The following is an 18767-nucleotide window of genomic DNA, read 5'->3' on the forward strand; positions in this document are numbered from 1 at the left end:
AGGCCCATTGTTATTTCAACAAGCGTAATAATCCATCGCTAAAATGATACGAAATTTCAGAAAGTGTTTCTTTAACTGTAAAATTTATTTCAGGATATGAATATTACGGAACTAATTAGCCGCACAGAGTGATAAAAAATAAAGCACAAATTGATAATCCCTTACTTAATAATAGTTACTCCTATGATTTTAGTGGGAATATTCCTAAGCACTCAATGATAAAACATCTTTCCCATAATCCCTATAATTACACCCGCTATCATCATTTATTTCTTATCTTCATTCACCCCCGAATGATTTCTTAAATGCTAATTAAGCGCCGGGCATATTGCCCGGCTTTTTTTTGCCTGCTGTTCAGTGTCTGGTCAGCTGTGCGGAAAATAGCACCGCTAAGTGCTGAATTATTCGTCACTTATGCCGCTTCGCCCTCGCCAAATTAACCCGCGCCTCTTACAAAGTTTCCCCTGTATTTTATCACGGACCGAAACCAGCTAGGTTACCGGTCCGGTTCCACGCCTTATTAACGTTCACGCATCGATTCTTTGACCTTATTCAACGGCTTAAGCAAATAATCCATGACAGATTTCTGCCCTGTCTTGATCTCTACATTCGCCACCATGCCCGGCACAATGGGGAAGCGTCGTCCGGCCCGGTTTGTCAGCTCCGCTTTTTGTGTGCGGACATAAACACGGTAATAAAACTGATCGCGCTTAACCTCATCCTGCAAGGTATCCGGCGAGACCGTTTCCACCACGCCCGGCAGGTCACCGTAGATGGAAGAGTCATAGGCGGTCACTTTCACCACGGCTGGCAGGCCGGGCCGAATATAGGCGATATCACGAGGATTGATACGGGTTTCGATTAGCAGTTGATCTTCCAGCGGCACGATTTCCATCATCTTACCGCCCGGTTCGAGCACACCACCGACCGTGGTGACCTGGATATCCTTCACGATACCCCGAACGGGTGAAGTGAGCGTGGCACGCGTCAGCAGGTCTTCTTTGCCTGCGGCAACCTGTAGCTGGGCATCCAGTTCCGCATTGTTTTTTACCTGCTCTTCATGGGCACGGACCAGATAATCGTTACGTGCCTCATCAATTTTACCGCGCAGATCGCTGACCTGACGGCGCAGGCGAATGACTTCCACCTGCCCTGCGGCGCCCTTCGCCACCAGCGGTTCCGTTAAACGCAGCTCATCCTGAACCAGCCGTAAAGACTGTTGCAGGTTGCTGATCGTCTCTGTCAGATTACGGCGACGTGATTCGTACAACTGCTTCTCACGCGCCACCAGTTGCGGCTCTTTTAGCGTCTCTGCGCTGAAGGTGAGCGGTGTACCAGACAGCTCTGCGCTCAGTCGCTCAGACGAAGCGCGCAGCGTCCTTACCCGTGCCTGCACTTCACCAAAGTTAGACTGAAAACGGGTGGGATCCAGAGTGGCCAGAATCTGGCCTTTTTCGACGATATCGCCCTCATGCACGTTAAGCTGCTTCACGATGCCGCCGTCCAGACTGTCAATTACCTGCGCACGGGTTGACGGCGTCACTTTTCCGGTGCCGACCGTGACTTCATCAAGAATGGCGAAATGCGCCCAGATCAGAAAAAGCACCAGCGCGGCGGTGCACAACCAGATGATGGTGGATGTGCGTCGCTCATGTTTGGCCAAATCTTTGTCTAACATGACGATGCTCATGCTGCACCTCCCTGACCGGCATCCACGGTCGCGCGCCGCAGGATCTGCTCTTTTGTCCCATCCGCAATGATGCGGCCGTTTTCCATCACCACGATACGATCAACCATCTTCAACAGTGCGGGACGGTGCGTGACCAGGATTAACGTTCGTCCACTGATCCAGCTCTGCATCTGGCGGATCACATGATCTTCAAGTTGCTCATCCATCGAGGCGGTGGGTTCATCCAGCAGCACAACCTGTGGCTGGCGCAGAATCATCCGGCTGAGCATAATCATCTGGCGCTGGCCGCCCGACAGCCCACGGCCACCTTCATTAATAATGCGATCCAGACTGGCCGCATCCTGCTGAACCAGCGACAACGCACCGCTGATACGCAGCGCCTGCAGCATCTCCTGTTCACTGGCGTGCGGATTCCCCAGCAGCAGATTCTGACGTAACGTGCCGAAGAACAGTCGCGAATCATGAGAAAGCCAGCCGAGCTGACGGCGGAGATCCGTGGGGTCGATTTGCGCCATATCCACGCCATCGACCAGCACTTTCCCCTGCGTGGCCTGTGCCTGACCGGCCAGAATTTTCAGCAGGGTGGATTTACCTGCACCGACCTTGCCCAGAATGGCGATTTTTTCACCGGGCCTGATGGTTAACTGCTGCACGTTGAGTACGTTCTTTTCGTTCTCTTCATCATAGGTGTAATGCACGTTGCGCAATTCATAGTGCCCGGTCAGCGTCGGACAGTGGGCCAATGTCGCGGTCTCAGGTTTATCGAGTGGTTTTTTCAGTAGCTCATCCAGCCCTTTCATTGCGGTTTTCGCATGCTGCCAGCGGGAAAAGACCATGGTGAGTTGCATCAGTGGCGCGATGGTGCGCGAGGAAAGCAGGCTACAGGCGACCAGCGTCCCGGTCGTGATTTGTGCGTCCAGCACCAAATAGACCCCAAAGACCAGCATGCCCGCATAGGTCAGCTGCTGCACGGTCGATGCCCAGCCCGTGAGTCTGGCCCCCCACAGGCGTTGCTGATTACCGATTGACGCACTGACCTCATGCGTTTGCTCCCACTGGCGTTGAAAATACGGCTCTGCCTGCAATGCCTTGATGTCTTCAATGCCTTCGATGGTCTCGACCAGCACCGCATTACGCAGTGCCCCTTCACGTAAGCCGGCTTTCGCCAGCCGGGCCATAGGAAACTGTACCAGCAGGCCTGGGATAATAATGAGGGGAATGGCGGCCAGCGGAATCAGGACCAGCCAGCCGCCAATAAACGACATAATAAACAGGAAAAGAATGACAAAAGGTAAATCCGCCGCCGCGCCGACGGTCGTGGAGGTCAGTAACTCGCGCACCTGATCGATCTCGCGCAGTTGCGAGATAAAAGAGCCGGTTGATTTAGGTCGGGATTCGTTACGAATATTCATCGCCCGGGCAAACAGCATGGCAGAGACTTTCAGGTCAATGCGTTTCCCCATCAGATCGGATACCTGCGTGCGCATCAGACGAATCAAATATTCAATGGCGGCGGCAATCAGCACGCCCACAAACAGCACCCACAACGTAGCTTCGGACTGCGCAGGAATGACCCTGTCGTAGACCTGCATGGAAAACAGAATCCCGGCCAGCGCCAGAACATTACTGATGATCGATGCCAGGGAAATCTCAGCAATACGGCGGCCCATGCCCCGAAAGTTTTTCCAGAACCAGTGCGGCTCATAGGGCTGAACAAACTCATCAATGCGGGCATCCCGCCCACGAGCGGCAACGCCAATAACGCCCACATCTCCTTGTGTACGCGAAAGCAGGCCCGCCAGCTCACCTTCGCGAATCACGTCACCGCCTTCGCTGAGCCAGTAACGTGCGCTTCCCTCCCCATCAATGCCTTCCAGCACCGCCACGCTATGGTTTTCCATAACCAGCACGACAGGCGTGATGTCCTGGCGCCAGCGCAGTTTGTTGGGGGACACCATGGTCAGGTGCAGGCCGAGCAAACCGCAAAGCCGTTCAAGTTGCTGTTCAGCAGGGAGATGTTCGAACCAGCGCATCTGCTGACGCAGCGTTTTGCCATCGGCAGGCTTGCCGAAACGCGCCGCCACACGCAACATCGCGGCAATCCAGTTTTCCGTCTTCAGGTTTTGTACACTCATTATTCACGCCTTTTAGTGCAGACTGGCTATTGCAGCGAAGGAAGAAGATCACCACTGTTTTTCTGGCGGTCGATGCCCATGATATCGAGCAGGTTGTCAACGGCGGCCGCATAGCGGACGGTGGCATCCCAGCCGTCGTAGAGGGCGATGATGCGGGAACTGTCGGCCTGAAAGACATCCTGCTCAACGCTGAGCAGATCGTTCAGGCTACGTTTGCTGAGCCGGTATTCATCGGCGTAAACATTGCGCGTGTGCTCCGCGCTGGCCAGTTGCACTTCCCCCGCCTGCTGGCGTTGCTGGGCGCCAATCATATCGGCGTAAGCCGTGGAGGCGCTTTGATTAATGGCCAGTTTGGCTTGCTGCACCGCCGCCTGTGCGGCCAGACGCTCACCCTCGGCGGCCTGCGTTTTGGCATTGACCAGCCCGCCCTGATAGAGCGGCGCCTCAACCTGGAGCTGCACTTCGTCGTCCCAGTATGAGCGTTGATCGTTTTCATAACGCGTCCGGCCCGCCTGCACTTTGATACTGGGCCAGTGGCCAGACTGGGCCTGCCTTACCCGCTCACGCGCGGCTTCCTGCTTAGACTGCGCGCTGCGCACCGAGGCGCTGTTTTCATAGGCAATACGATCAAGAGTGACCTGCTGCCTGAGCAGCGCCTGAGGAAGTTCAGGCAGCATCGCCGGTACCACGCCGGTCAAGACCGTAAGCTGGGCTTTGGCCGAGCGAAGCTGTGCCAGATACTGTTCACGAGTCGCCTGCATCGCAGCAATGCGGGTTTCCGCCTGCAATACATCGGACTGAGAATTGAGACCGGCATCCGCCCGCATTTTGGCAATTTCGCGAACGTGCTCAAGCGACGCGATGTTTGTCTGGGCCGTTATGGCAAGTGACTGATAGCGTTTGACCTCAAGATAGGCCTGTAACGTATCTTTCGCGGCCTGCGTCATGGCATCGAACAGGCCAAAGCGATATGCCTCTGAAAGGGCATGCTGTTCATCGATGGCGCCGTTGGTGCGGCCAAAATCGTACAGGAGCTGACTGAGCATAATGCCGCCAGAGCCGTTGTTGTTCAGACTGCCGGAGGAATCCGTTTGATGTGAGCGCCCCGCTGCGCCCTGAAGCGATATCTGGGGATACCAGGCGCTCTGGGCCGCACTGAGATCCCCTTCCCCTACGTAAATCTGAGCGGCCGCTTCCGAAATCTTCGGATTGCGGGCAAACGCGCGTAGAATCGCCTCACGCAGGGTTAAGGTTGCCACCTGTTCTTCACTGGGCGCGGCACGCCAGTTAAATTCGGCTTCGGGTAAAGGCGCAGCCAGGGCTGCAGGGAGTACCATGCCATTTAAGGCACAACAGATCAGGACCAGACGCGCGTTCTTCATTCTTCATACCAACAGGGCTGTTTATCATCGTTAGAGGATTACCTGGTGATTTGGGGCGTAAAAAACAGCAATGCGACAGCAGAACACGCACTTTATTGTTAATTTGATTTATGTTTTTGAAAGCCTACCGCTAAGCGCGCGTTAATATTAATAGTATAAATTGGCGAGAGGTTCATGATAAAAATCGCCAGTTATCAAATATCTCGTCTGAAAGCTGTTTTTTTAGCCAAATTCAATCCCAAAAAGTCATTAGCATAAGTAAACAACCTGCCAGTTAATAAAGTTAAGGAATTACTCTATCCGTTGATGGACGAGGCGTCAGGACAGGGCGTGACGTTATATACCGCTTTATCCCGTGCCAGTCCTCCCCCTGGGGGATGGATGACCGACACGCACTATCGAATGCGGCGCATTAACTGCGGTACGGTCAGTTAAAACGGATTAAAAAAGCGGGTGCTTGCGCACCCGCTGTGTTCTGCGTGTAACCATCAAACCGCACCGTTTAGACGATGGCGACCTGCAGGTTATGCTGGACCAGCACATCACCCAGCGTGTTGTCATTGGCAAGCGCCGAATTATGGTAGACCTCATAGGCCTGGCCATTCAGGATACGCTCACCACTGATTTCCCAAACGCCACCATCGCTATTGACCAGCGTGACCTGACTGCCGTCTGCGCCTTTAATCATCAAATCATCGCTCTGGTTGTCTGTAAGCGTAAGCGCCTCATTCAGATCAAGTTTGACCGAATTGGTGCCACTTTTACCCAGATCGAGAATTTCAATGTTTTCGAATTTCAGGCCAAGCGCAGTCAGATCCAGCGTGATGTGATCACCGCCCAGCACCAGGGTATCGGTACCGGCACCGCCATCAATATGGCTGAAATTCAGATCGTTGACGGTCACGGTATCGGCACCACTGCTGCCACTTACCGTCGCCCCTTCAATCTGTCTGCCATCTTCCAGCGTAATCACCACCCCACCAATACTGTAAGCCTCCTCCGTTATGGGGGTTTCAGGCACGACAACGGCTTGCTCCGCGACATTCACCGACTCGGTACTGCTGGTCGGCACCACCGTATCGGCTTCCGTGGTCAGTGTAGAGACGGCATGGAGCGCCGGTGCTGTTTCCTCGCCAGACTGACTGTGATGCTGCGTTTCCAGACTGGCCGCCGTAACACTTTCGTCCGACACCGCGAAGGTGGCAAACGACTCCGCCGACAGCGTGGTCGTGGCAGGCAACAATGACCCCAGCAACAGCGTGTTTGTGGTGGTAAAGCTGTTACCGGCCACATCCGTAATGGTCACTTTCGCCAGCGTATTCACTGACAGCAAGAGTCCCCCTACAGAAAGCAGTGACGAGGCAAAATTAGCCGAGTAACGTCCCAGAGCATCGGTAGTCGTATTGATGGTTGGCCCGTTACTGCCGTTCGCCAGCAGCAGCGTCACGCTGACTCTGGAACCCTGGGCTGCGTTCAGCGATCCGCCCTGCACCGTCAAACCCGTCAACAGTGCGGTCACGACGCTGAGCACCGGATCCACCCCGACGACAGGCTGGTTGTGCGACAACGCGGTAAAGGCACTGGTCGTCGTGGTGCTGTTACCGCCGATATCCGTGACGGTGACCGCGACCGAATGGCTGCCGTCCGATATGCCTTTCAGTGTGGCTGACGGTACGCTAACGCTCCAGGTGCCGTTTGCGCCTACAGTGGTGGTCAGAATATTACCTGCCACGTTAACGGTTACGCGCCCGCCGACAGCATTACTGCTGGTGCCGCTGATGGTTTCAGCAATATTGGATTCAGAGATGTTCAGATAACCATCACCGCCAAAGTAGCTGTTCACCCCAACGGTCGGCGTACTGCGGCTGGCGACGCCCAGCGAAGCAGACGCGCTGCCGCTGTTGCCGATACCATTGGTGACGCTGGCGGTAACGGTATAGAGTCCGTCCGCAATCGCCGCCAGGTTTGTTGCGGAGATCGGCAGGCTCCAGGTCCCGTTACTGTTTACCGACGTGGTAAACGTCTGGGTACCGATGGTGACCTGCACCAGCGATCCTTCCGCGTTAGTGGCCGTCCCGCTAATCGTCTGCGTGGTTTTCACATCTGCGACGCTCAGCGCGTTGTCACCAAACAGGGAGGTAATGGTTAACGCCGGCGCACTGTTACTGATGACGCTCAGGTTGCCCGAACCGGACACGGTATTACCGTTAAGGTCGGTCCCTGTCACGGCAACAGTTTTCGCACCATCGCTGATGCTCAGCAGATCGGCCTTCGGTATGCTGATCGTCCACCCACCGCCGCTCACCACTTTGGTGGAGTAGGTCACGCCGTTTAACGTGGCGCTGACGGTTGCGCCCGCTGACAGTGACGACGACCCACTGATGGTCTGGTTAGTTGAAAGGTCTGCGGCGCTCAGGACACCGTCGCCAAACACCGTATTGACCGTCAGGGTTGGCTGCGTCACGGCCAGCTGCACGCCTGCGCTGGTGGAGGTGGTGTTACCGACCGCATCCGTTACCGATGCACTGACCGTAAAGTTGCCGCCAAGCAATGTCGAAAGAACTGCCGGGCTTAACGAAGCAGAGAACGTGCCGTCCGCATTCACCACCGCCGTCGCCGTGGTGTTGCCAATCGCCAGGCGCACGGTGCTGCCCGCCGCCACGCCGGTTGCGGTCCCCGTAATGGTCTGTGTCACGAGCGACTCGGCAATATTAAGCACACCGTCGCCAAACAGCGGGTTCAGCGTCACTTTCGGCAGATTGTTAATGCCTACGGTCGCCGTGGCCGAGCTGCTGCTGGTATTGCCTGCGGCATCGGTGACGCTGACGCCTACAGTGAGCGTGCCATCGGACAAGCCTTTCAGCAAAGTCGGCGTTAAGCCGAGGCTGAAGTTGCCGCTGGCATCGGTAACGGTCACGAGCTGCTGCCCCGCAATCGTCACAACCACGCGAGATCCGGCTTCCGCCCCGGTTACCGCGCCGCTAATCGTCTGCCCCGCCAGGGCATCAGCTACATTCAGCAACGTATCCCCAAACAGCGGATTGAGGGTGATGGTTGGTACCACGGTATCGACGCGAATGCCCGCGCTGGTCGAGGCCGTATTCCCGGCAGCATCGGTAACCGTTGCCCCGATGGTGAGGTTGCCCTGCGCCAGCGTGCCGAGGATATCTGGCGTCACCGTTGCGGAGAAGGTGCCGTTCGCTCCCACCACTGCGTTAATCTGCGAGGCGCCTACCGTAAGCGTGACTGTCGAACCTGCTGCGACGTTGTTGACCACGCCGCTGAGCGTCTGACTGGTCGCAATGTCGGCCAGGTTAAGCACACCATCACCGAACAGTGAGGTCAGACTGATAGTCGGCGTCTGGGTGAAAATGCCAATGGTGGTACTGTTGCTGGCCACGTTGCCGACAGCATCAATCACGCTGACGCCCAGTGTCTGGTTACCCGCCGTCAGCGCCGTCAGGTCGGCAGCAGGCAGCGTCAGACTCCAGCTTCCATTGGTGCCCACTGCGGTGGTGTAGGTGCGGGTGCCTAACGTCACCGTCACCTGCGATCCCGCCGCCGCATTTTCGATCGTACCGCCAATCTGTTGGTTGACAGCCGCTTCGGCAATATTCAGCAAGTTGTCGCCACCAAACAGGCCGGTCAGGGTTCCCACAACGGGTACGGCATCGACAATTGCCGTCACGGTTTCCCCCACGGTACGGACGTTGCCCGCAGCATCTGTCAGGGTGACGTCCAGCGCCAGCTGACCATCACTGATCAAACCCAGTACATTCGGTGGAACCACAATGGCCCATTTGCCATCCTGTCCGACCGCGCTGGTCAGCGTTGTGCCACCAATCGTGACCGCGACGGTCGCGCCCACGCCGGCCGATGTGGCCGTGCCGGTAATGGTCTGTGCAATCGTGGTATCGATCGCACTGAGTGTGCCGTCACCAAACACAGAGTCGACCACCAGATTTAACGCCGCGTTCACCACCTTGTTGACGGTGATCGTCGCATCGGTTTGGTTGCCTGCAACATCGCTGACACGAAGACCAAAGACCAGCGGACCATCGTTAAGGCTGGCCAGCACGTCAGGCGTTAAGTCAATGCTCCAGGCGCCGTCAGCACCGATAACCGCCGTAGCGATCGGCGCACCATCACCCACGAACAGGGAAATGGTTTGGCCCTCTTCTGCGCCCGTTGTGCGACCGGTCAGGACCTGACTGGTTGTGATATCGGCTGCATTAATCAGGTTGTCGCCCAGGAAGGCGTCAGTCTGAATCAATGGTGCGGTCGTATCTACAGTCACGGTGCGGTCGACGGAAGTCACGTTGCCCGCAGCATCGCTGAGCTGGGCATTGATGACCGTTTGACCCTCGGCGAGTGCCTGCATATCACTGGCCGGTACGCTGGTTGACCAGGTGCCGTCAGTCTGCACGACGGCGGTGTAGGTTTTGCCGTTGAGCGTCACCGTTACTGCGCGGCCCGCCTCACTGGTGTCCGAGGTACCGCTAATGGTCTGGCGTACCTGAGTTTCGCCGTCGTTAATGACATTGTCACCCGCAAAGTCATTGATAGTGAGTGACGGCGGTGTCAGATCCAACTGCACGGTGCCAGTGGCCGTGACGGTTTCCGAACCATTGGTCGCGTTGACCGTAATGGTGACCGGCCCGTCGGTGGTGCCGAAATCGGCGACGGACAGCGCTCCCGTCGTCCAGTTGCCGTTCGCATCCAGCGTGGTGGCGTAAGGGGTCCCGTTGATGACAATGCTGACCTCGCCGGTAGCACCCAGGTTTTGCGATGTTCCGCTCAGCACGACACCATTTGCCTGATCGACCGTACTGATGATGTTGTCACCCGATACGGTGCCCAGCGTGACCAGCGGTCCCGGCGGTGGCGTCAGATCAACCGGAACTGACAGTTCCTGCGTCACCGGGTTACCGGCCTGATCGCTGACGGTCAGCGTCAGTGTGGTAGTCGGCTGCGTAAAGTCACGCATTTGTTCAGGCGTCAGTGTGAGGCTCCAGCTTCCGTCTGCCCCAACGATGCCCGTGCCCAGCACCGTGCCCGCAAGGGAAACGGTCAACGAAGTCCCGATTTCAGCCCCTGTTACTACGCCACTCAGCACCTGCGGCTGAACACTTTCGGCGTAATCCAGCCCGTCATCCCCTGCAAAGGCCACCGTGGTGATCACAGGTGCGGTAGTATCAATGGTCAGCGTCTCTGTAAGGGTGGCACTGTTGCCAGCCGCATCCGTCGCGACCACAGAAAGACTGTAATTTCCGTCGGTATAACCTTGCAGATCGGCTGTGCTCAGGGCTAATGTCCAACTGCCATCTGCCTGTACCACCGCATCGAAGCTTGTCCCTCCTAAGGTGACCACAACCGTCTGCCCTTCACCGGGTTCCCCTGTGCTACCGGTCAGGGTGACGCCATTCGCGACATCCGCTGAATTAATAAAACCGTCACGTGCGAGCGGGGCCACGGTTGGCACCGGTGTCGTCAGATCGGCCGTGAAGTTAAACTGGGCAGTACCCGGGTTGCCGGTAGCATCAACGACGTTAACGGTGACGGTATACGGACCGCTCCCTAACGAATTTAACGCATTAGGCGGAATCGTCACGCTCCAGTTGCCATCGTTATCGACCGTACCGGGATAGCTGATGCCGTCCAGATTCACGATAATGCTGACGGCCTGATTTGCGCCGCTGCTGCCCGTCGTTCCCGTCAGCGTGACGCCAGCGGCGGCCTCACTGATGCTCAGCACATTGTCGCCACCAAACTGTGTGGCCGCAAAAGTCGGCACGGGCGCCGTCACCGCGGTCACCACGTTTAATGTGGTGTTGTCGGTGTTCCCCGCACTATCGGCTGCACTCACCGTAATGACATGGCTGCCGTTAGGAATTTGCGCCATCTGATCCGGGGTCAGCGTGAGCGACCAGCTTCCGTCATTCTGCACGACCGCATTCAGCGGTTCGTCATTGTTGAAGCCGCTGATCACCACCGTGACGGTTTGCCCCGCGCCACTGATGCCGGTGGTACCGGTCAGGGTCTGGTCCTGTGTCGCCTCAGTGGCATTCAGCGCACCATCGCCAAACGGCAGATTGAGACTCACATTCGGCAGCGTTTGCACAGCGACAATGATGTTGTCAACGGTGCTGGCCGTATTGCCATTCACGTCGGTGACGGTGATCGTCACCGGCCAGGTCCCATCCGGCAGCGTTTGCAGGACGCTCGCGGGCAGATCCAGTGACCAGGTGCCGTCGCCGTTAATGGCAGCCGCATAGAGCGTCCCGTTGACCGTAACGGTCACGGCGGCGGCGTTATCATTATTCAGATCGCCACTCAGGCTACCGCCAGCCTGCGCCTCGGCAGCGTTAATGCGTCCATCGCCAAACGGCGTATCAAGCGTAGGCGCGGCAATCGGTGCGGTTGCCGTCGTGAAATCCTGTGTGGTCGTCACCGAGGTATTGCCTGCCCGATCGGTCGTCACGATACTCAGGGTATGGCTGCCATCGGCCAGCCCCGCCATGACTTCCGGCGTCAGGCTGGCTGTCCAGTTACCCTGGGCGTCAACGGATACCGTCAGCGGTGTGCCGTCCACAGTCACGTTCACGGTTTGCCCGTCGCTCAGTGGTGTGGTGCCGTTAATCAGCTGTACTGACGCAGCTTCACTGGCATTGATGACGTTGTCGCCAAACAGCGTTTCCGCAACCGTTGGCGTCGCTGGTGGCGTCAGTAAGATCTCAACGCCGACGGATGCTTCTGCCGGATTGCCCGCCACATCACTGGCCGTCACCTGCACCTGCGTCACGCCATCGGGTAAACCGCTGAGCGCGTCCGGTGCCAGATTGAGCGTCCAGATACCGTTGGCAGCGACCGTCGTGGTAAAGGGTTGATCCCCAATTGTGACGGTGATTTCGCTGCCTTCGGCCAGATTGGTGGCTGTGCCCGTCAGCGTCAACGCCCCCGCAGCCTCTGCCTGACTCAGCAGGCCATCGCCAAACGGGACGTCCAGCGTCAGGACAGGTACGTTTCTGATCGCCACATCCAGCGTCGTGCTGCTGTCGGTCACGACGTTACCGCTGGTGTCCGTTGCCGTCACGGTGACAGTCTGAACACCATCAGTCAGCGCTTGCAGATCCGCTGCCGGGATGGCCAGCGTCCAGGCACCGTTTCCGTCGGCCAGGGCGGTGTAACTGATTTGATTTAGCGTCACGCTAATCTGTGCGCCAGGCGCACTGTTACCGGTGACCGTCAGATCCTGGAGCGATTCGGCCTGATTCAGCGACGTGCCTGCGCTCAGGGTAATATCGACCAGCGATGGCAGGGTCGTTTCGATGGCGACATTATGGCTGGCCTCCGCAGGATTGCCCGCAGCATCATTCGCCGTCACCACAAAGGCCTGTTCTGTCCCGGACGGCAGATCAGCAAGGGCATCGGCGGGCAAGGTTACGCGCCAGTTGCCGTTGGCATCAATGGTGGTCGGGTACGCAATACCATTAACGGTCAGCGTAACAGGCGTCCCTTCTGCCAGTAGCCTGCTGCTGCCCGTCACCTCCAGCGCCGTTCCGGCTTCGGTTGCGTTGATGATGTCGTCCGCTGCCACTACATCTACGCTAAGCGTTGGCTGCGCCGCCTCGCTGGCGATGACAGTGAGGCTGGCAGTGCTGCTGGCAGGATTGCCCGCCGTATCGCTCGCCACCACCACCACAGACAACGCACCATCTGGCAGCGCGCCAGCATCACCCGCAGGAACGGTCACGTTCCAACTGCCGTCTGCCTGAACGGCACCGGTGTAGCTCTGACCGTTCAGGGTGACAGTCACAACCTGCCCCGCCGTCAGGTTCGTGCTGCCACCGCTGATGGTGAAATCCGCAGCGGCTTCTGCCCGGTTCAGTAAGTTATCGCCGCTGACGGTATCGACTGTCAGCACGGGCAATGACGCGCTGTCGGCGACGCGGGTCAGATTTTGCGTCAGCGTGGTCTGGTTACCCGCCGCATCTGTCAGGGTAATATCCAACGCATACGTGCCATCCGGTAAGCCCTGCATGACGCTGGCAGGAATATTGACCTGCCAGCTTCCATCCTGAAGCACCAGCGTCTGATAAGTCTGGCCTTGTAAGGTCACGGTAACCGTTTGCCCTTCATCAGCCAGCGATGCCGTGCCGGAAACCGGAATGGTCTGCAGCACCTCCACTGCATTGATTTGATTATCTCCGGTAACCGGCGTCAGAGTCAGTTCAGGCGGTGTGAAATCCACGGTGATGTTACTGTCCAGGCTGCCCGTGTTACCCGCCGCGTCAGTCACATTGACGACAATGGGATTGACGCCTTCTGTCAGTGCCTGAAGGACATCACTACCCAGAGTCAGAGACCAGTTACCCTGTGCATCCACTGTCGCGCTGTAATCATTTCCCCCCACGGTCACCGTGACGGTCTGACCTGCGCCAGAAGCGCCGGTGGTGCCGCTGAGTGTCTGGTCAGTCGTGGACTCGATCTGGTTCAGATAGCCGTCTGTGAAAGGTGTAACGATACTGATCGGCAGACTGTTCGTTGATACGGTAATCTCGCGGGTTTCTGTCACGCTGTTTCCGGCCAGATCGCTGACGGTCACGGCCAGTGCATAGCTGCCTGCGGGAATACCTTCCAGTGCGCCAGCGGGCAATGTAAAGCTCCAGTTGCCTTCGGCGTCAACTGCCGTGGTCCATACCTGATTGTTTAAGGCGATCGTTACCACCTGACCTTCCCCGGCATCACTGCTGCCGCTGAGCACAATCGGTCCGGTGCTCTCGGTCGGGTCGACAACATCATCACCTGTCACCGGATCCAGCGTCAGGCCTGGCGGGGTGAGATCCACCTCGACAGTGCCCGCAACGGAACGGCTGTTACCGGCCGCATCCGTGACCGTCACCGTATAGCCGGTGCTGCCCTCAGTCAGAGCGGTAAGCGCATCAGCAGGCAGCGTAACGCGCCAGTTGCCGTTTGCGTCCACGGTTCCGCTGTAGATATTACCGTTAAAGGTGACGTTAACGGTTTGCCCAACGCCACTCACGCCAGTTGTGCCGTTCAGCGCCTGCGCACTGGTGACATCGTCTGCATTAATCACGCCGCCATCAAAAGCATTAATAACGACAGGGTTGGGTACATTGTTAATGGCCACGTTCAGCGTGCCTGAGCTGCTGAGTACGGCCCCCGTGGTATCCGTAGCCGATACGGTCAACGTGGTCGGCCCATCCGTCAGGCTTGCCAGATCGGCAGGTGGGATCACAATGTTCCAGGTTCCGGTGGCTGAAACCGTGCCGGTATACGTGACACCATTGAACACCAGCGTAACCGTGCTGTCGGGCGCGACATTGACCGTGGTTCCGCTAACAATCAGCGGGTCGGTTGCCTCACCGGCATTCAGATAGTTATCGTCGCTCAGGGGAGCCAGCGCGATGCCCGAAGCATTGCTGTTGAGCGTCAGATCCAGACTGCCAGTGGCGGTATTGCCTGCGGCATCACTGACGGCCACGGTGTAACTGGCGCTGCCGTCAGCCAGCGAAGCGAGGACCTCTGCCGGAACAGTCAGTTGCCAGGTGCCATCCCCCAATACTGTGCCGCTGAAAACATCGCTGCCTACAGTGAGGGTGACGGTCTGACCCTGCTCGACATTCGTGGTGGTGCCGGACAGCACCTGACTGACCTGACGCTCTGCGCCATCGACGACATTATCGCCTGCGAAGGGATTCAGGGTTAACGTTGGCAGCGAAGCCGCATCCGCTTTTACCGTCAGGTTACTGGTATTGGTAGAGACGTTACCGGCACTGTCTGTCGCCGTCACCGTTAAGGTATAGCTACCGTCAGACAATCCACTCAACGCAGCATCCGGTACATTCAGCGTCCAGGTGCCATCTGTATTAGCCGTTGTTGTGACGGTTGTACCATTAAACGAGGCGACGATGGTCGCACCGTTTTCACTGGTGCCGGTCAGCACAAGAGGCTGCTGAATTTCCGTGGCGTTGAGTACGCCATCGCCAGAAGGCGTGGCAACCTGCAGCACCGGCGGCACGGTATCCACCGTGACGGAGCCAGAGGCCGTACTGGTGTTGCCGGCAATATCGGTGAGCGTGACGGTATAAGGTACCGTTCCCTGATCCAGCGCAGCGAGGATGCCTGACGGAATGCTCACCTGCCAGTTACCTGCACCATCTACCGTGCCGTTATAGTCAACCCCATTGAAGTTGACGACGACGCCTTGCCCGGCACCGGTCACACCGCTGTTGCCCGTAATCGTGCCGTTGGCCGTGGCTTCAGCGCCATTCAGCACGCCATCACCAAAGGCGACGCCAGCCGTTGCGATCGGCAGATCGGTAGCAAAGACGTTAATATTCGTTGTATTGGTGGCAAGCGTGTTACCACCGGCATCGGTGATAGTGGTAATGACCGGCAGAGCACCGTTTGGCAGTTCAGCCAGTGAACCGGCAGGCAGCGTCACCGTCCAGTTGCCCTGCGCATCGACCGTGCCGGTATAGCTGGTGCCATTAACACTAACGGTCACCTGACTGCCCGCAGGAATGTTGATTGTGGTGCCACTCAACACGACATCGCTGGCCACATCCTCAACATTGAGGTAGTTATTTGTCCCTACGGGCGACAGCGCAACGCTGCTGCCCGTATTGTCGACCGTAAAGGTCAGCTCCGCACTACTGGTGTTCCCGACGGCGTTTACGACCTCAACGGTCAGCGACTGCGCACCATTCGGCAAGCCGGACAATGCGGTGGACGGCAGCGTGATTTGCCAGTTACCGTTGGGCTCTACTGTCCCCGTGTAGGTCACGCCATTTAGGGTAACGCTAACCTGTTGTCCCGCCTCAACATTGGTTGTGGTGCCGGTAAGGGTTTGTGGCTGCTGCTGTTCGGCACCATCCAGAATGCCATCGCCAGCAAAACTACCCGAATTAACCGTAATCGTAGGCTGGACTTCTGGTGCCGTCGCGACATTCAGATCGCTGGTGAACGTCGTCTGGCTGCCATTGGCATTCGTCACCGTGACCGTAAACGGATTGCTGCCTGACGGTAATGCAGCGAGATCAGACTGGTCAACTCTCAAAGACCAGCGGCCATTGGAGGCCACCAGCGTCCGGTAAAATCTGCCGTTGAGCGAGAGTGTGACCTGATCGCCATTCTGGCCGGTACCATTCAGGATCAGTGGCTGTGTCAGATCGCTGACGCTTAGCGTGTTATCGCCGCCCACGGGATCAACGCCCAGCACAGGTGACTGGGTATCCACCGTGAGGTTATTTGTCTGGGTAACCACGTTGCCAGCCTGATCAACCACACTGACAACCAGTGGGTTATTCCCCTGCGGTAAGGCAGACAGATCGGTGGCAGGAATCGTCGTACTCCAGCTGCCGTCCGTATTAACCGGAACGTTGTAAGTGTTGCCGCCGAGTTGAATCTGTACCTGTTGTCCGTCACCGGTAATGCCGGTATTCCCGCTCAGTACCTGATCGCTGGCGGCGTCCAGATTATTAAGGACACCATCGCTGATCGCGCCGCTGTCGAGGTTAACAGCAGGCAATGTTGTGGCCTGCAGGATCACGTCAGCTGTGCCGGTCACGAGGTTACCGTTAGCATCCACGGTGCTGACGGTAATCGATTTCAGCCCGTCTGCTACGCCGTCAAAAGCGGCTGCAGGCATCGTGACCGACCATAATCCGTCGCCATCTACGGTACCGTTGTAATTGACACCGTTAAAGTTAACCGCAATCTGCTGACCCGGTGTCCCACCAAGGAACGCACCCTTAACGATAACGCCCTGGCTGGCCTCCAGCGCATTAATAAAACCATCTCCGCCCAGCGGTTGGGTAATCGTCAGCGATCCCGGCGTCCCCGCTGCGGGTTCAACGATAATGTCCTGGTTGCCCGTCGCGATGTCTCCGGCATTGTTAGCCACGCTGACGGCAATTGTCGTCGTGCCCGCCGCTAATGCGCCCAGCGCTGCCGACGGCACCGTCACGCTCCAGCCGCCGTCCTGGCCCACCGTGGCGGTGTAGGTCTGCCCGCCCAGGGTCACGGTCACGGTCTGGCCCGGCTCCACGTTGCTGGTAACGCCTGAAATGAGCTGATCCGACGTTTTTTCGTCGTTATCCAGTACGTTGTCCCCGGCAAACGGCGCAAGGGTCACCGTCGGATCGCCCGGCGAGGTCACCGGCGCTTCCACGGTGATGGCCTGGGTCTGGGTGGCCGCGGTGCCCGCCGCGTTGCTCACCGTCGCCTCAATGGTCGTTGTGCCCGCCGCCAGTGCCTGCAGCGCCGCCGCCGGCACCGTCACGCTCCAGCTGCCGTCCTGGCCCACCGTGGCGGTGTAGGTCTGTCCGCCCAGCGTCACGGTCACGGTCTGGCCCGGCTCGACGTTGGCGGTGATGCCCGAGACGGTCTGATCCGTGGCCTTCTCCGCGTTGTCCAGAATGTTGTCCCCGGCAAAGGGCGCAAGGGTTACCGTCGGATCGCCCGGCGAGGTCACCGGCGCCTCCACGGTGATGGTTTCGGTAGTCGTGGCTGCGGTGCCCGCCGCGTTGCTCACCGTGACCGCGATGGTCGCCGTGCCCGCCGCCAGCGCCTGCAGCGCCGCCGCCGGCACCGTCACGCTCCAGCTGCCGTCTGTTCCTACCGTGGTGATGTAGGTCTGTCCGCCCAGCGTCACGGTGACGGTCTGGCCTGCCTCCACATTGGTTGTGGTGCCCGAAAGCGTTTGATCTGACGCCTTCTCGGTGTTGTCCAGCACGTTATCCCCGGCGAAAGGGTTGACGGTGAGCGTTGGCGCACCGGGCGTTCCCGGTGCGGCCGGGTTGTCACCACCACCACCACCTCCTCCGCCCCGACTGGTACCCAGTGCAACGCCCGCCAGACCAAGCAGGCCCACACCGCTGGCGGTCATTAGTCCGGTAGAAATATTGCTGTTATCAGCCAGGAGAAGGGGATCGACACTGTCGAGAGATTCATAGGTGGGCGTCATGGTTGTGGCGGCGTAATCTGTTGCGTCAACCGCCGTGGGGAAAAGCGCATGCTCTGGGGGATTCACACCATCGTCAAACACCAGTTCACTGTGATCGCCGGCAGCATCATCCAGAAAGAAGTTTTTATAGCGAACCGTGCTGCCGTCACGCATCTGAACGATAAGGTCATCACCCTGCCGTTGAAATTGCGTCACCACTTCACGTGTGCCGTTAATACGGACAACGCTGGGTTCACTGAGGGTAATCGTTTGTGCTGAGACGCCATCGACCTGTGAAATGAGCGTACCATTTGCACGGGAAATGATATCCACCCGAGTTTGAGTGATTTCTGCCATCTTGACCTTACTCCACCAGAGAAGCTAATTAACTGAAATGAAAACCATAAAAATAATTTATGGGTAACCTTTCCACGTTTTACTTGCTGCGAATCTGAAAACGTTTCAACCTGGCACGACAATAGGTAAAAAAATCAAGAGCGATGGCAAAAAAATCTAAGCGAAGCGTAATAATTGTTTAAATTTTAATTAATCCGAACTTACTTTTGGCAACATCATGAAAATAATATTCA

Annotated in this window: 4 protein-coding genes; all 4 read right to left on the bottom strand. The window is 57.6% G+C overall.

Features of this window, described 5'->3' with window-relative positions; genetic code table 11:
• Positions 1–520: 520 nt before the first annotated feature.
• The 4 genes from C1N64_RS16665 to C1N64_RS16680 all read right to left on the bottom strand — a co-directional run bounded on the left by C1N64_RS16665 (position 521) and on the right by C1N64_RS16680 (position 18534).
• The gene (locus C1N64_RS16665; protein ID WP_033740600.1) at positions 521–1690 is read right to left on the bottom strand and encodes an HlyD family efflux transporter periplasmic adaptor subunit; all 1170 of its coding nucleotides are present in this window, start codon (positions 1688–1690) and stop codon (positions 521–523) included.
• Positions 1687–3825 carry a type I secretion system permease/ATPase gene (locus C1N64_RS16670; protein ID WP_033740601.1) on the bottom strand — a complete coding sequence of 713 codons (2139 nt, stop codon included), beginning with the start codon at positions 3823–3825 and terminating at the stop codon, positions 1687–1689. Before C1N64_RS16670 ends, C1N64_RS16665 begins: the two co-directional genes overlap by 4 nt.
• Before the next feature lie 26 nt (positions 3826–3851).
• Positions 3852–5207 (bottom strand): TolC family outer membrane protein, encoded by a 1356-nt coding sequence (locus tag C1N64_RS16675; protein WP_033740602.1) that lies wholly within the window; start codon positions 5205–5207, stop codon positions 3852–3854.
• Positions 5208–5709: 502 nt separating this feature from the next.
• Entirely contained in the window at positions 5710–18534 is a 12825-nt protein-coding gene (locus C1N64_RS16680) for an Ig-like domain-containing protein (RefSeq protein ID WP_394515010.1), read from the bottom strand.
• Positions 18535–18767: the final 233 nt, after the last annotated feature.

This window comes from Pantoea sp. SGAir0215, assembly GCF_043543215.1.